15 protein-coding genes are annotated in these 13,371 nt (G+C 63.1%); 10 read left to right on the forward strand and 5 right to left on the reverse strand.

The genetic code is table 11. The annotated features are described in order from the left end of the window. Nucleotides 1–204: 204 nt before the first annotated feature. The 3 genes from G7026_RS19035 to G7026_RS19045 all read left to right on the forward strand — a co-directional run bounded on the left by G7026_RS19035 (nucleotide 205) and on the right by G7026_RS19045 (nucleotide 3,119). Nucleotides 205–666: a hypothetical protein gene (locus G7026_RS19035; RefSeq protein WP_181072498.1), complete on the forward strand. Its 462-nt coding sequence runs from the start codon at nucleotides 205–207 to the stop codon at nucleotides 664–666. A gap of 732 nt (nucleotides 667–1,398) precedes the next feature. Further along, entirely contained in the window at nucleotides 1,399–1,827 is a 429-nt protein-coding gene (locus tag G7026_RS19040) for a DUF2231 domain-containing protein (protein ID WP_181072500.1), read from the forward strand. After that, entirely contained in the window at nucleotides 1,824–3,119 is a 1,296-nt protein-coding gene (locus tag G7026_RS19045) for a PQQ-dependent sugar dehydrogenase (protein ID WP_181072502.1), read from the forward strand. The genes G7026_RS19040 and G7026_RS19045 overlap by 4 nt, the downstream gene beginning before the upstream one ends. Before the next feature lie 216 nt (nucleotides 3,120–3,335). Here G7026_RS19045 and G7026_RS19050 read toward each other — a convergent pair whose 3' ends face one another. Together G7026_RS19050 and G7026_RS19055 are read right to left on the reverse strand one after the other, a co-directional pair. Further along, nucleotides 3,336–4,361 carry a CNNM domain-containing protein gene (locus tag G7026_RS19050; protein ID WP_181072504.1) on the reverse strand — a complete coding sequence of 342 codons (1,026 nt, stop codon included), beginning with the start codon at nucleotides 4,359–4,361 and terminating at the stop codon, nucleotides 3,336–3,338. Between the two features lie 260 nt (nucleotides 4,362–4,621). Continuing rightward, complete coding sequence (locus tag G7026_RS19055; RefSeq protein WP_181072506.1) at nucleotides 4,622–5,080, reverse strand: carboxymuconolactone decarboxylase family protein; 459 nt, start codon at nucleotides 5,078–5,080, stop codon at nucleotides 4,622–4,624. A 98-nt stretch (nucleotides 5,081–5,178) separates the two neighbouring features. On the opposite strand from G7026_RS19055, the gene G7026_RS19060 reads away from it, so the two are divergent. Then, the gene (locus G7026_RS19060) at nucleotides 5,179–5,994 is read left to right on the forward strand and encodes a helix-turn-helix transcriptional regulator (RefSeq protein ID WP_181072508.1); all 816 of its coding nucleotides are present in this window, start codon (nucleotides 5,179–5,181) and stop codon (nucleotides 5,992–5,994) included. An 85-nt stretch (nucleotides 5,995–6,079) separates the two neighbouring features. Then, nucleotides 6,080–7,207 carry a PQQ-dependent sugar dehydrogenase gene (locus G7026_RS19065; RefSeq protein ID WP_181072510.1) on the forward strand — a complete coding sequence of 376 codons (1,128 nt, stop codon included), beginning with the start codon at nucleotides 6,080–6,082 and terminating at the stop codon, nucleotides 7,205–7,207. 98 nt (nucleotides 7,208–7,305) lie between these two features. Here G7026_RS19065 and G7026_RS19070 read toward each other — a convergent pair whose 3' ends face one another. The 3 genes from G7026_RS19070 to rutR are packed head-to-tail and all read right to left on the reverse strand — an operon-like array spanning nucleotide 7,306 to nucleotide 9,128. Further along, nucleotides 7,306–7,722: a GFA family protein gene (locus tag G7026_RS19070; protein ID WP_258190357.1), complete on the reverse strand. Its 417-nt coding sequence runs from the start codon at nucleotides 7,720–7,722 to the stop codon at nucleotides 7,306–7,308. A 24-nt stretch (nucleotides 7,723–7,746) separates the two neighbouring features. Then, nucleotides 7,747–8,391, reverse strand: coding sequence for an isochorismatase family cysteine hydrolase (locus tag G7026_RS19075; protein WP_181072512.1), 645 nt, complete (start codon nucleotides 8,389–8,391; stop codon nucleotides 7,747–7,749). Nucleotides 8,392–8,426: 35 nt separating this feature from the next. Next, nucleotides 8,427–9,128, reverse strand: coding sequence for an HTH-type transcriptional regulator RutR (rutR, locus tag G7026_RS19080; protein ID WP_308811817.1), 702 nt, complete (start codon nucleotides 9,126–9,128; stop codon nucleotides 8,427–8,429). Nucleotides 9,129–9,437: 309 nt separating this feature from the next. Between rutR and rutA the strand changes: the two genes are divergently transcribed. The 5 genes from rutA to G7026_RS19105 all read left to right on the forward strand — a co-directional run bounded on the left by rutA (nucleotide 9,438) and on the right by G7026_RS19105 (nucleotide 13,359). Then, on the forward strand, nucleotides 9,438–10,526 hold the full coding sequence (rutA, locus tag G7026_RS19085; protein WP_181072516.1) for a pyrimidine utilization protein A: 1,089 nt from the start codon (nucleotides 9,438–9,440) through the stop codon (nucleotides 10,524–10,526). Next, nucleotides 10,526–11,272, forward strand: a complete 747-nt coding sequence (rutB, locus tag G7026_RS19090; RefSeq protein ID WP_181072518.1) for a pyrimidine utilization protein B — start codon at nucleotides 10,526–10,528, stop codon at nucleotides 11,270–11,272. The genes rutA and rutB overlap by 1 nt, the downstream gene beginning before the upstream one ends. 57 nt (nucleotides 11,273–11,329) lie before the next feature. Then, nucleotides 11,330–11,716, forward strand: a complete 387-nt coding sequence (rutC, locus tag G7026_RS19095; protein WP_181072520.1) for a pyrimidine utilization protein C — start codon at nucleotides 11,330–11,332, stop codon at nucleotides 11,714–11,716. Nucleotides 11,717–11,958: 242 nt separating this feature from the next. Then, on the forward strand, nucleotides 11,959–12,756 hold the full coding sequence (gene rutD / locus G7026_RS19100; RefSeq protein WP_181072522.1) for a pyrimidine utilization protein D: 798 nt from the start codon (nucleotides 11,959–11,961) through the stop codon (nucleotides 12,754–12,756). 12 nt (nucleotides 12,757–12,768) lie between these two features. Beyond that, nucleotides 12,769–13,359, forward strand: a complete 591-nt coding sequence (locus G7026_RS19105) for a malonic semialdehyde reductase (protein ID WP_181072524.1) — start codon at nucleotides 12,769–12,771, stop codon at nucleotides 13,357–13,359. Nucleotides 13,360–13,371: the final 12 nt, after the last annotated feature.

Below are 13,371 nucleotides of genomic sequence, written 5' to 3' on the forward strand. Positions count from 1 at the left end.
TCGGCAACCTGGTAAACGGACTTGGCCAAATCAACTGCTATGCGTTTCATCGCACCTCTCCCAGCGAACAGTCACCACGGTGTTATAGAAGAAACGTGGTGCGGGGAGAGTCCATTACAGCCTTCAAGCCGTTCGCTTCGCTCACTCGGGACCGGCTAAAGCCGGCCCCTTAACCAAACGTTAGCCACCAACAAGGAAGTAGTCATGAGTACAGAAACAGGAAAGGAAGAGTCTAAAGAGTTCACCAGAGAAGCAATGATTCGCTGGCAAGGATACGCAAGAGAAAGTAGAACCGCTGTTAACTCACACTTCTTAGCATATTCGGCTGCTATTCTCGCCCTGCAGGTAACTATCCTTCTCGACAACAAAGCAAAGACAATCGATTGGCCGTGTCTATTTTCGGCCGGCGGCTTTCTGGCTATGTCCTCATTACTTCTTGGTAGCATCACAGTGCTGGCGCGCCTTCGTGATGCTCGACTCACCGCACGTATAGCTCGCTACAAATACCAAGAAAGAGCACAACAAGAGATTGATAGCCTGCGCTCAAAGGCGAATTTTTACGGCGCATGGATTCATCGACTATTACCTTTGCAGGTAATATCCTTTACCATTTCTGCCATATCTTTCTGCACTTGGGCTGTGGTCACAAATTGGGAAAGAATCTGAAACCAGTAAACGGCTAGCAATGCGCTCAAATCGTTCGCTTCGCTCACTGGGACCGGCTAAAGCCGGCCCCTTAACTTAATCGTTAGGCAAAACATGAAACCGATCCCGTTACACAACCCGACGACTGATCGTCGCAACAAAGCAATTATGGCTGTATTGCTAACGCTTTCTTCGCTTCTAGTTACGGAGCCCAAAACGACAATCGGGGTAGCAATTACACTAACCACTGTTCCATTTATTCTTATCGGATTACTCAATTTTCGATGGTGGTGGCGTGTGCGTTTTGGTGGCAGCAAATTTCTTTCACTGGTTTTTATTACGATTATTCTGTGTATTGCATTATCCCTATCCTACGCAGCAGCACTACTAAAGCCATATATAGGTGAGCACTTCGCCTAACAAAATAATTCTAATCGCTAGCTGCGCTCGCTGGGACGGGCTAAAGGGGAAAAGGGGACGGAAAAAGAGGGCAGATTTATTTTCCCAACTTCGAAACGGCCAAACCATCAATCGATTGGCCCGCCGCCAGCCGGCGCGTCGCACTCTGCCAGTGACCACTCAACCTCCGTTAGCTGCAGCATACGCCCCCGGTCCAAACCCTCGGCCTTGCCCACCTACGACTGAACTTATCCCCCTGCGACACGATCCTCTTTTAGGCACATTCAGCGCGAGCCTGGCGGCCACGCATCTGCAACGGCATCAGGCCAGACCGCCCAGCGACGAGGAACTGCCGTGACCGCAACTACCCACCGCACCTACCGAAGCCGGCCGGGGCCGCTGCATGCGACCCTGCTTGCCGGGACCGTTCCCCTGTTTCTCGGCGCCTTGCTGAGCGATATCGCCTACTTTCGCAGTTACCAGATCCAGTGGAACAATTTCTCCTCCTGGCTGATTGCCGGAGGCCTGGTTTTCTGTGGCTTGGCGCTGCTGTTCGCCTTGGTCAATCTGATCCGGGCCAAGCAGAAGACGGGGCGCCCCCTGATTTACGTCCTGCTGCTGCTGGCAGCCTGGGTGCTGGGTTTCATCAATGCCCTCGAGCACGCCAAGGATGCCTGGGCCACCATGCCGGCAGGCCTGGTTCTGTCGGTGATCGTCACCGTGCTGGCCTGCGCGGCGACGTGGATCGGTCTCACTTACCGGCGTGCAGGAGGTGCGGCATGAAGCATTCGAGCGCAGTAACCGTCCTGACGATGGCCGTATTTCTCGCGGCCTGCGGTGGCGAGGGGCAGGATATCGCCCAGCAGTACGGCCCCGATCCCAAGCTCGGTGAGCCCGAGCGGGGGCTGCTGCCCAGCATGACGATTGCCGAGCCGACGCCCTGGGGCGACGAGACGCCGACGGTACCGCAGGGCTTCACCGTTACGGCGATCGCGACCGACCTGAAGATCCCGCGCCAGACGCTTGTCCTGCCCAATGGGGACATTCTGGTGGCGGAAGGCCGGGGCGGTAGTGCACCGAATCTCAAGCCGAAGGATGTGATCGCCGGTGTCATCAAGGCGCGGGGCAACACGTCGGTGGAAAGCGGCAATCGCCTGACCTTGCTGCGGGATGCCGATGGCGACGGCACCTACGAGGTGCAAACGGTGTTCGCCGATGACCTCAACGCGCCATATGGGCTGGCGCTGCATGAGGGCAACCTCTACGTGGCCAATCAGGATGCGCTGGTACGCTTCGATTATCAGGAGGGGCAGACCGAGGCCAGCGGCCCGCCGACCAAGGTCACGGACCTTCCCTCGGAGATCAACCATCACTGGACCAAGGCGCTGACCATCAGCCCGGACGGGCGCTTCCTGTACGTCGGCATCGGTTCCAACAGCAATATCACCGAGCGCGGGATGGAGGCCGAGGTGGATCGCGCCCTGGTCTGGCAGATCGACGCCGAGACCGGCTTGTACAAACCCTATGCGACCGGCCTGCGCAATCCCACCGCGTTGACGATTCAGCCGGGAACCGGGCAGTTGTGGGCGGTGGTGAACGAGCGGGACGAGATTGGCGAGGACCTGGTCCCGGACTATCTCACCGCGGTTCGCGAAGGCGGTTTCTACGGCTGGCCCTACGCTTACTGGGGTCAGCACGTCGACCCGCGCGTACGGCCGCAGGATCCGGAAAAGGTCGCGGCCTCGATCACGCCGGACTATGCGCTGGGGTCCCACGTCGCCGCCCTGGGCCTGGACTTCTCCGAGCCGTCCATGGGCGAGCAGTTCGCCGACGGTGTGTTCGTCGGTGAGCACGGCAGCTGGAACCGCAAGGAGCCGGTTGGCTACCGGGTAATCTTCGTGCCGTTCAGCAACGGACGCCCCTCGGGCCAGCCGATCGACTTCGTGACGGGCTTCCGCACGGAGGACGGCAAGACGCGCGGCCGCCCGGTCGGCGTGACGGTCGACCCACGCGGTGCCCTGATCGTTGCCGACGATCTGGCGAACACCGTGTGGCGAGTGACGCGCGACCAGTAGGCGATTCATTCCCCACCGGCAAAGCCGACGACCGCCATGGTCGTCGGTGGACTTCCGCACGACACCCCGGTCCGTACGGCAATGGTGGCGGCCTGGACGAGCGGCAATGCTCCAGGCAGGTGGTGGTGGAAAACGCTTCGCGGTTTTCCACCCTACGTTCGGCGGAAGGCGGGGCCGAGCGGCGGATCTGCCAACGCCCCGCCGACCAACCCGCGATCAGCTGTCGCGGGCGCTCTTGACCCGGTGATCCCAGCGACGCTTGGCGAAGCGGCGCATGTTCGGGATGTCGTCGGTTTCGTCCATGATCGGCTTGCCGATGATGGTCTCCATGATGTCTTCGAGCGTGACCAGCCCTCGCCAGCTACCGAACTCGTCATAGACCAGGCACATGTGCTGGCGCTCATGCAGCAGCTGGGTCATGAGGCTTTCGACGCTGGTCGTCTCCGGTGCGACCTTCAATGGCTTCATGATCGACGACACCGGCGCGCCGTCATCGGCCGCCGCCAGCGCGTCATAGCGGAAGACCACGCCGAGCGGGCTCTCGTCCTCGCCGATCACTGGATAGCGCGAGAACTGGCTGTCGGCGACCTTCTCCTTGAAGGCGCCGATGGTGGCGTCAGGCAAGGTGTAATGGCACACCGTGCGCGGCGTCATGACGTCGCGAACCTTGACCTCGTGCAGGTCCAAAATGTTGCTGATGACGCGTTGCTCATCCTCGTCGAGGCTTTTCGTTTCGCGGCCAAGCACGGTCAGCGCCTTGATCTCCTGGCGAATGTCATGCTCGGGCTCCTTCCCGCCGAACAGGCGCATGATCATGTCGGACAGCAGGATGAAGGGCTTCAACATCCAGATCATGCCGTTCAGAACGGGCGGCAAGTAGGGCGCAAGGGAGCGCCAATAGCGGGCGCCGATGGTCTTGGGAAGGATTTCGGACAACACCAGGATCAGGACGGTCATCACGGCGGACGCGATACCGACGTAGCCGTTGCCAAACACGACGGTGACCTGCGCGCCTACGCCCGTCGCGCCGACCGTGTGGGCAACGGTATTGAGCGTCAGGATGGCGGCAAGCGGTTGATCGACCTTGTCTTTGAGCACCTTTAGCCGCTCGTAAAGCTTGGGCCTGGTGGCTTTCTGGTGCGCGATGAAGCTGGGCGTGAGCGAGAGCAGTGCGGCTTCCAGGATCGAACAGATGAAGGAAACCAGGATGGATAAGACAGCGAACGCTATCAGGAGGGTCATGAGCCAAAAGGATCGTTGCTAAGGGCCGTCCAATCTACAGCAACGCCGCCTCGCGGTAACTGAACGCCGTGATTGGCCTGCAACATTTCATTTCCTCCGGCTTGCTATACCTGACGGACACCTTTTCGACAGTAAAGTTAAAGAAATTCCTTTCCAACAGCCGCTCCATCCGTCGATCTCGCTGCCGCGGGCCGGTTTCGCCAGCGACACGTGGGGAGCCGCCCGACCCGATGAGGCCGAACGGCTCCCGTCGTTGCCACTCAGGCAGGCTGGTAGCTGCCGGGCACCGGCGCAAAGGACACACCGAAGCGATTCCAGGCGTTGATGGCCGCCACCGCCAGGGTGAGGTTGGCCAGCTGCGGCTCGGAGAAGTGCCGGCGCGCCTCGTCGAACAGCGTCTGCTCGACGCCTTGCGGCAGCAGCGTGTTGGCCTCCGCCCAGGCCAACGCGACACGCTCGCGGTCGGTGAAGAACGGTGTCTCGCGCCAGGCGCTCAGGGCATAGATGCGCTGCTCGGTCTCGCCCAGAGCGCGGGCGTCCTTGGTGTGCATGTCGATGCAGAAGGCGCAGTGATTGATCTGCGAGACGCGGATCTTCACCAGCTCCATCAACGGCTTGTCGACGCCTTCTTCGCTGCGGCTCTGGCGGGCCAGGTAGGTTTCCAGTCCCATCATCGCCTTGATCGCCTCGGGTGCGGCAGCCTGGTAGTTCATACGCATGGTGGACTCTCCTCTTGGTTTGGATGTGGAGCCCAGCCTACGCAGCCACTGGCGTGCGCTATTGTAGAATTTCGACATCTTCCAACGCGGGGGGCAGCATGTCCGCACTGCATGAGCGTCTACCGCGTATTCCGGGCGTCCTCGCCCGCCCACCGAGCCCAGCGCTGGCCGCCTACGTGCAACGCTTCTGGTGGATCGAGGGCGATGCGAGCTACGCCTACGACATGCAGATGCTGCATCCCGATGGCGGCAGCGGCGTCATCTTCAACTTCGCCGATCCCCTGAGCCTGGACGGCATCCTCCACCGGCCCTCGGCGCTGGTCGCCGGCCCGCAGCTGTCCAGCGCACGGCTGCAGCTCGCCGGCCGGGTGAAGCTGATGGGCGTGCGTTTTCGCCCCGGCATGGGCGCCCCCTTCTTCGGCATGGGCCTGGACGAACTCTCGGGATTTCACTGGGATGGAAGACATGGGGACGGCGGGCCCGGCCTGCGGCTGACGAGCCTGATCGATGCGCTGGCCGAACTGGACCGGGGCATGCAGCAGCGGCTGGTCGAGCAGGAACTGCTGGCACGCCTGACGGCTGCACGCGAGCAGCGCTCGCCGGTGCAGCAACTGCTGAACCAGATCGCCGCGAGTGGCGGCAACGCACGCCTGGCAGACCTGATGCAAACAGTACCGCTCGGCCAGCGACAGCTCGAGCGTCTGTTCCGCCACCAGGTAGGGCTGTCGCCCAAGCAGTTCAGCCGCATTCAGCGCGTGGCCCTGAGCCGCCGCGAACTGCAGATGGGCACGCCGCTGCTGGATACCGCCCTGGCCTGCGGCTACAGCGACCAGGCGCACTTCATCCACGACTTCAAGACCGTGGTCGGCATGACGCCCGGGCAGTACCGGTTGCGGACGCAGGCCAGCAGCTGAACGTTTAAACCCCGGTAACAAATCCAGGCGCAAGGTTCATCGCCCCACGCAGTAACGTGTCCCCTTATTTTCGAGGAGGATGGTTATGACGCGTATCCCCATGCAAATCGCCAGCACGCTCGCTCTGGGTTTCGTCTCGCTCGCCGCAACGGCAGCAACCGAGGCGATCAAGCAGGACCAGTGGCCCTTCAGCGCGACGCCCCGCGCTACCTTCGCCGAACCCTGGGCTATGTCATTCCTTCCGGACGGCACCGCGCTGATCACCGAAAAAGGCGGCGCGCTCAAGCACGTCGACGTGCAGACGGGCGACGCTCATGACATCGATGGCGTTCCCGAAGTGGCCTATGGCGGCCAGGGCGGACTTGGGGATGTCATCCTTCACCCGAACTACGCGCAGAATCGCGTCATTTACCTCAGCTACGCCGAACAGGGCGAAGGTGGCAACCGTGGCGCCGCCGTCGCGCGAGCATCCCTGAAGCTCGGGGACGAAGGCGGTTCGCTTTCCGATGTGGAAGTGATCTGGCGGCAGACGCCCAAGGTGTCGGGCCAGGGGCACTACGCCCACCGCCTCGCCTTCGGCCCGGACGGCAAGCTGTGGATCTCCTCGGGGGACCGGCAGAAGTTCACGCCGGCCCAGGACATGAACAGCACCCTGGGCAAAATTCTGCGCCTTAACGACGACGGCAGCGTGCCGTCCGACAACCCGTTCGCCGACAAGGGTGGCGTGACGGCGCAGATATGGTCGCTGGGGCAACGCAACCCGCTGGGGATCGCGTTCGACGCGGAAGGCCGCCTGTGGGAACACGAGATGGGGCCCGAAGGCGGCGACGAGTTCAACCTGATCCAGAGGGGCGGCAACTACGGCTATCCAGAAGTTTCGGAGGGCGAACATTACGATGGGCGCCCGATCCCCAATCACGACACGCGTCCTGAATTCATCGCTCCCAAGATTTCCTGGACGCCGGTGATCTCCCCGGCCGGCCTGATGATTTACGGCGGCGATCGGTTCGCCGACTGGAAAGGCGATGCCTTCATCGGTGGCCTTTCATCGAAGGGCCTGGTGCGCGTCACCCTCGACGGTGAAGACGCCACCGAGGCGGCGCGCTACGACCTGGGCGAGCGCATCCGCGAAGTCGAAGAAGGCCCGGACGGCAGTATCTGGGTGCTCGAGGATGGAAAGAGCGGCCGCCTGCTCCAGCTGGAACCCAAGTAGTCCCCCGCACAGGGCCGCCACATGCGGCCTTTGTGTTTGCTGTTTGGACGAGACCGGCACGGACTAACGCTTGCGCGTAGAGAAAGCGCAACGTTAGGTCATTGCTGCAGCCAGCAAACCTGAGACTCTACTCGTACACGTTTTACGCGATTGGGTTTGAAAGGCGAATCGAGAGAAGCCAACGTTAATGAAACCCAGTCGGGATATTCCTCGCTGCCTACCCATTCGATATTCGAGCCGCAGAGGCCGCAGAACTTCCTCACGATACTTGCTGACGAATTGTATGAGACAAGCAGATTTTCACCGGACAGGTACGTCAGGTCCGATTTCGGAATGCTTGCATAGGTAGCGAAGGCAGCGCCGTGTTGCTTCTGGCACATCCTGCAGTGGCAATGCGTGACAGCCTTAGGCTCTGACTTCAGCTCGTAGGTAATCGCTCCGCATAAGCAGCTGCCTTTGTGCATCGTCATCCTGATTTTTCTGCGGTCAAGCGGGGTGGATGATAGTGCATCCATGCCCCCTCCCTCCTCAAACAATATCTACTGCGAACAGGCACCCAGCCGCCCAATCACATCCTCCGTCGTGGTGACCTCGCCGAACTCGTAGGCGAAGGTTGTCATTGCGACGCGCTGGACGTCGGCGGCGCTCACCGCACCCCAGCCGAGGTCGGGGTAGTCCATCGCGGCGTTGGCGTCGCTCAGGGCGATGACCTTGTATTCGCGGTGCACGGCGTCGCGGATGGTGGTGTCGCAGCAGACGTTGGTGACGGTGCCGCAGACGATCAGGGTGTCGATATCCCGGGTGCGCAGCACGGTGTCCAGATCGGTGTTGTGAAAGCCGCTGTAGAACAGCTTGTCGACCACAACGTCGCCGGGTCTGGGGCTCAGGGCGTCGATTACCTGAATACCTGGATCGTCCCGGGCGAGGATCTGGTCGACATTCGGGTACAGGTCGCGCATGCGCCCGGTGTCGCTGCCATCGCCGCGCACCACGTGGCGCAGGTAGATGATCGGCACCGCCACAGCGCGGGCGCATTCGAGCAGTGCGGCGATCGGCTGGATGATGACGGCAGTGGCCGGCACGTACAGCGCACCGTCCGGTTCGCAGAACACCTTCTGCATATCCACGACGATGATGGCGGTGCGGCGGCGATCGAGCGGCCAGGTGATCAGGGGTTTGCCCATGGTTCGGACTCCTTGGAGGGGAGCCCGATGCGCCGTCAGCGCGGTCGAACCCCGTTGAGTATCAGCGACTGCAGGCTGTGCAGCGCCTCTTCGAAAAACACCGGGTCATCCAGCGTCCTGCCGGCAACCGCTTCGACCTGGATGCGGAAATCGGCGTAGTGCTGGGTCGTGGCCCAGAGCGAGAAGATCAGGTGATGGGGCTCGACCGGGGCCAGTTTGCCGGCATCGATCCAGGCCTGGATCACCGCGACCTTGTTCTCGACGAGTTCACGCAAAGGCTGTTCCAACTCGCCCAGCAGCAGCGGCGCGCCCTGCATGATTTCCATGCAGAACAGCCGGGACTCTTCGGGATGGTCGCGGGAAAGTTCGAGCTTCACCCGCAGATAGTCGCCGATCGCCTCGACCGGATCCTGCTCGACGGAAAACGCCTTGAGCGGCCGCAGCCAGACCTCCAGCAGCTGGCGCAGCACGCTGACGTAGAGCTCCTCCTTGCTGCCGAAGTAGTACAGCAGGTTGGTCTTGGAGACGTCGGCCTGGCTCGCGACCTGATCGAGGCTGGTGCCATGCAGGCCGAAGCGGGAAAACAGCCCCAGCGCCGCCTCTATGATCTGGGCGCGCTTGGCCTCCATCTGCTCGGCACGACGGCGCAGGGACGCGGCGCTGGGCGTACGGGTCTTCTTCGGCGCGGGCGCCTTGCTCTTGGCGGGCGGGCGTTTGGCGGGGTTTTTGTCGGACACGGGTCGTCGGGATCGGCAACAAGGAGGCGGTACTGTAGCGGAAAGGCGCGCGCGGGTGACGAGTCGCAAGAACGCATCGACAGGCACGCGCATGCAAGCCCCCGCCAAGTGCCGTGGCGCCCCATGAGTGCGCACCGGCGCACAAAACGGGTGCTCTAAAGTAGACCAATTGGTCCGCGCCAAGCGCCGACCAATTTGCAAGCACCTGAAAGCAAAGCACTTTCAAAACATGGCCCGCATCCTGCTCTGGGTCTGTCAACGCTCGCCCCGAGAGGCGGCCCCACAGGTACCTGGCAGAGAGGATCACCCATGGACGTTGGCGTCTTTATCCCGATCGGCAACAACGGCTGGCTCATTTCCGAAAACGCGCCGCAGTACATGCCGACTTTCGAGCTCAACAAGGCCATCGTGCAGAAGGCCGAGCACTACGGCTTCGACTTCGCGCTCTCGATGATCAAGCTGCGCGGCTTCGGCGGGAAGACCGAGTTCTGGGAGCACAACCTGGAGTCCTTCACGCTGATGGCTGCCCTTGCCGCGGTCACCAGCAAGATCCAGCTGTTCGCCACTGCCGCCACCCTGACCCTGCCGCCAGCCATCGTCGCGCGCATGGCCTCGACCATCGACTCGATCTCGAACGGCCGCTTCGGCGTCAACCTGGTCACCGGCTGGCAGAAGCCCGAATACAGCCAGATGGGCCTGTGGCCGGGCGATGAATTCTTCGGCACCCGCTACCAGTACCTCGGCGAATACGCCCAGGTGCTGCGCGACCTCTGGGCGACCGGCCGCAGCGACTTCAAGGGCGAGCACTTCCAAATGGAAGACTGCCGCGTCAGCCCGATCCCGCAGGCCGAGATGAAGATTATCTGCGCCGGCTCGTCGGACGCCGGCATGGCCTTCTCGGCGCAGTACGCCGACTACAACTTCTGCTTCGGCAAGGGCGTGAACACGCCCACCGCCTTCGCCCCGGCCACCGAGCGCCTGCTCAAGGCCACCGAGAAGACCGGGCGCACGGTGACCTCCTGCGTGCTCTTCATGGTCATCGCCGACGAGACCGACGAAGCCGCCCGTGCCCGCTGGGAACACTACAAGGCGGGCGCCGACCAGGCAGCCATCGCCTGGCTCGGCGAACAGGGCGCGGCGGACAAGACCTCCGGCAGCGACACCAACGTGCGGCAGATGGCCGATCCAACCTCGGCGGTGAACATCAACATGGGCACCCTCGTCGGCTCCTATGCCAACGTGGCCAAGATGCTCGACGAGATCGCCACGGTGCCTGGCATGCAGGGCGTGATGCTGACCTTCGACGACTTCCTCGAAGGCGTCGAGGCCTTCGGCCAGAAGATCCAGCCGCTGATGCAGAGCCGGCGCCACATCGAACCGCTGAAGGAGTCCGCCTGATGAATGCCGCCGAACACTTTTCCGGCTACGGCCTGGACCCGACCGGCGCGACGCTGAAGCTGCCGGCGCGCCCCGAGCCGCTGGCGATGAAGGCCAGCGAGACGGCTTTGGTCGTGGTGGACATGCAGAACGCCTATGCGACCCGTGGCGGCTACCTGGACCTGGCCGGCTTCGACGTGTCGAGCACGGGGCCGGTGATCGAGAAGATCGCCCAGGCATTGGCCACCGCCCGCGCGGCAGGCATCCAGGTGATCTTCCTGCAGAACGGCTGGGACGACCGCTACGTCGAGGCCGGCGGCCCGGGTTCGCCCAACTGGCACAAGTCCAACGCGCTGAAAACCATGCGCAAGCGTCCTGAGCTGGCCGGCACGCTGCTGGCCAAGGGCGGCTGGGACTACCAGCTGGTGGACGAGCTCAAGCCGCATCCGGGCGACATCGTGGTGCCCAAGCCGCGCTACAGCGGCTTCTTCAACTCGCACCTGGACAGCACCCTGCGCGCCCGCGGCATCCGCAACCTGGTGTTCACCGGGATCGCCACCAACGTCTGCGTGGAGTCGACCCTGCGTGACGGCTTCCACCTGGAATATTTCGGCGTGGTGCTGGCCGATGCCACACACCAGGCCGGGCCGGAATTCGCCCAGCAGGCGGCGCTGTACAACATCGAAACGTTCTTCGGCTGGGTATCCAGCGTCGAGGACTTCTGCGCCACCTTCGCCGCCGACGAGGCCACCGCCCGCGCGCTGTAACCACAACGACAACGCGCCGCCTCGCCGGCGCGCCATGCCTTGCAAGGAATCACCGACATGCCCAAGCAATCGATCATCCCCGCCGGCTCCGGCAAACCGCTCGCCCCTTACGTGCCCGGTTCCATGGCCGACGGCATCCTCTACGTCGCCGGCACCCTGCCCTTCGACAAGGACAACAACGTGGTCCACGTCGGCGATGCCGCCGCCCAGACCCGCCACGTGCTGGAAACCATCAAGGGCGTCGTCGAGGCCGCCGGCGGCACCATGGATGACGTGACCTTCAACATGATCATGCTCACCGACTGGGCCAACTACGGGAAGGTCAACGAGGTGTATGCCGAATACTTTCCCGGCGAGAAGCCGGCGCGCTATTGCATCCAGTGCGGCCTGGTGAAACCCGATGCACTGATCGAGATCGCCAGCATCGCCCACGTCGGCCAGTGATCGGCTCGGTGCCTTGTAGAGCGGATTACAACCGCTGATTCTCGCGCCAGCCCAACGGCGGAGGTTTTCTCCCTCCTCCAACCGATCGCCAGCATCGCCCACATGGCAAGTGACCGGGTCGGCGCACTGTAGGGCGGGTTGCAACCCGCCGATTGTCGCGTCAGCTCAACGGCGGCGGGTTTCACCCGCCCTACGAGGCTTCAACGGCGGGCAGATGTCACTCGCCCAGCGGAGGGATCAACATGCATTACGAACTACATGGGCGCCTGGAGCCGGACGTACCGACCCTGGTGCTCTGCTCGGGCCTCGGTGGCGCCGGCGCGTTCTGGACGCCGCAGCTGTCGGCGCTGACCGACGACTACCGGGTGCTGGTCTACGATCAGCTCGGCACCGGCAAGAGCCCGGCGCAGATCCCCGAGGGGTATTCGATCGAGGCGATGGCCCGCGAGTTGATCGAGCTGCTCGATTTGCTGGGCATCGCGCGCTGCCATTTCGTCGGCCATGCCCTCGGCGGACTGGTCGGCCTGCAGATCGCCCTGATGCGACCGCAGCTGTTGCAGAGCCAGGTACTGGTCAACGCCTGGAGCAGCCCCAACCCGCACAGTGCGCGCTGCTTCGCGGTACGTACCCACCTGCTGCGCGACAGCGGGCCGGCGGCCTTCGTCCAGGCCCAGGCGCTGTTCCTCTATCCGCCGACCTGGATCGCCGAAAACAGCGATCGCCTGGCCCGCGACGATGCCCAGGCGCTGGCGCACTTCCCCGGACAGGACAACGTCCTGCGGCGCATCGGCGCGCTGCTGGCCTTCGATATCGAAGACCGGCTCGCCAGCATCACCACGCCGACCTTGCTGATCGCCAACCGCGACGACATGCTGGTGCCCTGGAACCGCTCGCAGCACCTGGCCGACCACTTGCCCGATGCGCGTCTGGAACTGCTCGACTATGGCGGCCATGCCTCCAGCGTCAGCGACACGCCCACCTTCAACCGAATTCTGCTCGAGCACCTGGCGCGACAGCGCGACACGGCGACGGCAGTCTAAAAGGAACCCTCCATGCCCACTCCGCTCGACTCCATCGCCCTGTCCGCCCTGCTCGGCGAGGCCCGCACCCACAGCTACTGGCTGCCCGGCGAGATACCCGACAGCCTGCTGCGCCAGCTCTACGAGCTGGTCCGCCAGGGACCGACCGCGGTCAACAGCTGCCCGGGCCGCTTCGTCTTCGTGCGCACGCCTCAGGGCAAGGAAAAGCTCGCGCCCTGCCTGTCCAAGGGCAACCTTGAAAAGACCATGAGCGCGCCGGTGACGGTCATCGTCGCCTATGACGAAGACTTTCCCGAAACCCTGCCCGAACTTTTCCCCCACGCCGATGCGCGCAGCTGGTACGCCGGCCAGTCGGCGCTGATCACCGAGAACGCCCTGCGCAACAGCTCGCTGCAGGCCGGCTACCTGATCCTCGCCGCTCGGGCGCTGGGGCTCGATTGCGGGCCAATGTCGGGCTTCGACGCCAAGGCGCTGGACGAGGCCTTCTTCGCCGGCACCACCTGGAAATCCAACCTGTTGATCAACCTCGGCTACGGCGATGTCAGCAAGCTGCGCGACCGCCTGCCGCGATTGCCATTCGAAAAGGCCTGCGTACTGGCCTGATGGAGAAACGTC

The organism is Stutzerimonas azotifigens, from assembly GCF_013522725.1.
In the GTDB taxonomy this organism is placed as follows: Bacteria; Pseudomonadota; Gammaproteobacteria; order Pseudomonadales; family Pseudomonadaceae; genus Stutzerimonas; species Stutzerimonas azotifigens_A.

Excerpts from the sequence above, each read along its gene's own strand:
- G7026_RS19035 (WP_181072498.1), top strand. The coding sequence starts at position 205 with ATGAGTACAGAAACAGGAAAGGAAGAGTCTAAAGAGTTCACCAGAGAA.
- G7026_RS19045 (WP_181072502.1), top strand. The coding sequence starts at position 1,824 with ATGAAGCATTCGAGCGCAGTAACCGTCCTGACGATGGCCGTATTTCTC.
- G7026_RS19050 (WP_181072504.1), bottom strand. The coding sequence starts at position 4,361 with ATGACCCTCCTGATAGCGTTCGCTGTCTTATCCATCCTGGTTTCCTTC.
- G7026_RS19055 (WP_181072506.1), bottom strand. The coding sequence starts at position 5,080 with ATGCGTATGAACTACCAGGCTGCCGCACCCGAGGCGATCAAGGCGATG.
- G7026_RS19060 (WP_181072508.1), top strand. The coding sequence starts at position 5,179 with ATGTCCGCACTGCATGAGCGTCTACCGCGTATTCCGGGCGTCCTCGCC.
- G7026_RS19065 (WP_181072510.1), top strand. The coding sequence starts at position 6,080 with ATGACGCGTATCCCCATGCAAATCGCCAGCACGCTCGCTCTGGGTTTC.
- G7026_RS19070 (WP_258190357.1), bottom strand. The coding sequence starts at position 7,722 with ATGGATGCACTATCATCCACCCCGCTTGACCGCAGAAAAATCAGGATG.
- G7026_RS19075 (WP_181072512.1), bottom strand. The coding sequence starts at position 8,391 with ATGGGCAAACCCCTGATCACCTGGCCGCTCGATCGCCGCCGCACCGCC.
- rutA (WP_181072516.1), top strand. The coding sequence starts at position 9,438 with ATGGACGTTGGCGTCTTTATCCCGATCGGCAACAACGGCTGGCTCATT.
- rutB (WP_181072518.1), top strand. The coding sequence starts at position 10,526 with ATGAATGCCGCCGAACACTTTTCCGGCTACGGCCTGGACCCGACCGGC.
- rutC (WP_181072520.1), top strand. The coding sequence starts at position 11,330 with ATGCCCAAGCAATCGATCATCCCCGCCGGCTCCGGCAAACCGCTCGCC.
- rutD (WP_181072522.1), top strand. The coding sequence starts at position 11,959 with ATGCATTACGAACTACATGGGCGCCTGGAGCCGGACGTACCGACCCTG.
- G7026_RS19105 (WP_181072524.1), top strand. The coding sequence starts at position 12,769 with ATGCCCACTCCGCTCGACTCCATCGCCCTGTCCGCCCTGCTCGGCGAG.